Raw genomic sequence first — 3,038 nt, 5'->3', positions numbered from 1 at the left:
CTGATAGCCCATGCGAATAGCCGTCGTTCATAAAGATCTCTGTCATTCACGCAAATGCGGGACGGAATGTATCCTGTACTGTCCACGGGTCCGCACCGGAGACGAAACTGTCCTTCTTGATGAAGAGGGAAAAGCCGTCATCTCTGAAGAGCTCTGCGTCGGGTGTGGTATCTGTGTGAAAAAGTGCCCCTTTGAAGCGATCGATATCATCACTCTCCCTGAGGAACTGGAACATCCGACACACCGGTACGGACCAAACAGCTTTGTTCTGTATGGTCTTCCTGCACCCATTGAAGGGAAGGTGACCGGTGTAATCGGGGCCAACGGTATCGGCAAATCCACTTCGATGAAGATCCTCTCAGGACAGATCAGTCCGAACCTTGGGATCTTTGACACTGAAGTCAAATGGGAAGAGGTTCTGAAGAAGTATACCGGTACCGAACTCTTTGATTACCTGCAGCGACTCTCAAAAGGTTCAATCAAGGCTTCTGTCAAACCTCAGTACATCGATGTCATCCCCAAGGTCTTTCAGGGGAAGGTCTGGGATCTCTTAAAGACAACCGATGAGCGGGGAGCGCTTGACCAGTACCTGGACATCCTCTCACTTCGTCAGATCCTTGACCAGGAGATTACGAACCTCTCCGGTGGAGAACTCCAACGGGTTGCTCTTGCTGCAGCACTTGCACGCAATGCAGACTTTTACTTCCTTGATGAGGTAACCCCGTACCTTGATATCTACCAGCGGATGGCAGCTGCTTCAGCGATACGTGAACTCGCTACCGAAAAGCCGGTGGTTCTTATCGAACATGACATCGCCATCCTTGATATGCTGGCCGACACGGTTCATATTGCATATGGAAAACCTGCCGTTTTTGGTATCATCACCCGTCCGAAAGGGGTTCGGATAGGGATTAATCAGTACCTGGACGGATTCCTGCCTGAAGAGAATGTAAGATTCCGTGATTACCAGGTGACCTTTGAAGTCAGAGCACACAAGGACGGATCACAGCGGGAACCACTTCTTGTCATTCCGGAGATGAAACGATCCTTTGACCGGTTCTCCCTGACCGTACATCCGGGTGAGATCTTTGCCGGTGAGGTCATTGGCGTTGTCGGACAGAATGGTATTGGAAAGTCCACCTTTGCAAAACTTCTGGCAGGTGTTGAAAAACCGGATTCAGGTTCGATGGAGACATCAGTCAGGATATCCTATAAACCACAGTACCTGAAAGGGGACTCATCAGATACCGTCGAGTTCTTCCTCAGGCAGATTGCGCGGAATTTCGATTCTGCCCAGTACCAGCACGATATTGTTGAAGGTCTGACTCTGGGGCCGATCCTCCAGCTCCCGGTCAATACCCTCTCTGGTGGAGAACTGCAACGGGTCGCGATTGCTGCCTGTCTCTCCCAGCCTGCTGACCTGTATGTACTTGATGAGCCCAGTGCCCACCTTGATGTGGAGCAGCGGGTCAGACTGACCAAAATATTCAGAAACCAGGTCGAAGGAAAGGAGGCAGCAATCCTTGTCATCGACCATGATATTTATGTGATTGATATCATCAGTGAACGACTGCTGGTCTTTGACGGAGATCCCGGAGTCCGTGGAGAGGCAAAAGGGCCGTTTGATATGAGAACCGGGATGAATATGTTCCTCTCACAGCTTGGGGTGACATTCAGAAGGGATATGAGTGGCAGACCGCGGATAAACAAGCCGGATTCATACCTGGACCGGGAACAGAAGAGCAAGGGTGAGTATTACTATCAGGATACTGAGTAAATCTCTTTTTCTTTTCACTAAACAATTTTATAAATTGTTTTCAAGGTATTCGATATGACACCCCCTTCAAAAACCGATACACGCCATACCTCACATCCTTCTCCCGAAGAACCATGAACCTTTGAAAAAGTCTGGAACATGTTTTTAAGAAACTGAAAAAAAGTTTTTAGGAGACTGACAAATCATTAAAAGAGCTTACGCAATCTATAAAAGAACTGCATGAATAGTCAGAATGTGAAAGAATTGAGATCAGGAAGGTGCAGGATCGGGTCGATGCACAGATAGAGAAGACATCAAAAGAGATATCACGAGTTGAAGGGCAGCTTTTTTCACTATGGGGAAAACTTGTTGAGTCTCTTGTGAAAGGAGAACTCATTCGTCTGTTCCAGGAACAAGGAATATCAGTATATCATACCATTCAGCAACTTAAGGGCTTTTCCGGAGATACAAACTATGAATTCGATATCATTGCGCAGAATAGAGACAAAATGGTTGTCGTTGAGGTTAAAACAACTCTTCGATCCTCTGATGTAAAGGAGTTTGCATATAAAATGGAGAAATTTCGTGAGTGGCTGCCACGATATGCAGAGAATACCATCTCTGGGCAATGGGATATATCCAAGCAGACAGTACTGGAGTCTGGCAGGCAGAAATGAACGGGTTCCTAATCAGGATAACCGGAGATAGTGCAATTATCGTCAAACAGGATGGGTTTAAGCCAAAAAAATTCTAAATCATCTGATAATTTATAGTAGATCCCATTTACTTTAAAATCGGAACCATCGTTTCGAAATAAAGAGATTTAAATATTATACCTTTATACAGGGCATGAAGAGAATTATCAGTTGAGTTTCGCCGAGTTTTGAATGATTATTTGAGAGAGATCTTTCCTTAATTGGTTTTTTTTTAAATCTCCTGATCCAGAATCTTCTCTCAGAGAAAGACACAGAATCAGGGTGCCATCTTTTCCATAAACCTGAACAGATCATCAATGCTCTGAAAATCCAGGATCTCAAAACTCAGGATATCCAGAATGACATCATCCATATTCTGAATCTTAATTTGCATATCTTTCGGAAGGGGACCAAATTTCTTTATGAGCAGTCGTTCAATCAGATGACGTTTCTCATCCAGTCTCCCTTTTTCCACGCCCTGCTCTATGCCTATCTGAATGCCCTGTTCTATTCCTTTATCTTCTGCATATTTCAATATCTTTAACATTTTTACTTCCTCCCATATTTTTTATAAGAGCTCAGCCTCC

3 protein-coding genes are annotated in these 3,038 nt (G+C 45.2%); 2 read left to right on the top strand and 1 reads right to left on the bottom strand.

Going from position 1 to position 3,038, the window contains the following annotated elements:
* Positions 1-10: 10 nt before the first annotated feature.
* On the top strand, positions 11-1,777 hold the full coding sequence (locus tag LDL35_RS15160; RefSeq protein ID WP_304024069.1) for a ribosome biogenesis/translation initiation ATPase RLI: 1,767 nt from the start codon (positions 11-13) through the stop codon (positions 1,775-1,777).
* 257 nt (positions 1,778-2,034) lie between these two features.
* Positions 2,035-2,433, top strand: a complete 399-nt coding sequence (locus tag LDL35_RS15155; protein WP_304024066.1) for a hypothetical protein — start codon at positions 2,035-2,037, stop codon at positions 2,431-2,433.
* A 295-nt stretch (positions 2,434-2,728) separates the two neighbouring features.
* Here the strand turns inward: LDL35_RS15155 and LDL35_RS15150 are convergent, their stop codons facing one another.
* Positions 2,729-2,998, bottom strand: coding sequence for a DUF4351 domain-containing protein (locus LDL35_RS15150; RefSeq protein WP_304024063.1), 270 nt, complete (start codon positions 2,996-2,998; stop codon positions 2,729-2,731).
* Positions 2,999-3,038: the final 40 nt, after the last annotated feature.

Origin of the sequence: Methanospirillum hungatei (assembly GCF_020216685.1) — an archaeon.
In the GTDB taxonomy this organism is placed as follows: Archaea; Halobacteriota; Methanomicrobia; order Methanomicrobiales; family Methanospirillaceae; genus Methanospirillum; species Methanospirillum hungatei_B.
The sequence above is the reverse complement of the archived record's forward strand: the minus strand, read 5'-3'. Positions and strand labels throughout refer to the sequence as shown.

What these genes read in the sequence shown, in the direction of transcription:
- LDL35_RS15160 (WP_304024069.1), top strand. Translation starts at nt 11, where the DNA reads ATGCGAATAGCCGTCGTTCATAAAGATCTCTGTCATTCACGCAAATGC.
- LDL35_RS15150 (WP_304024063.1), bottom strand. Translation starts at nt 2,998, where the DNA reads ATGTTAAAGATATTGAAATATGCAGAAGATAAAGGAATAGAACAGGGC.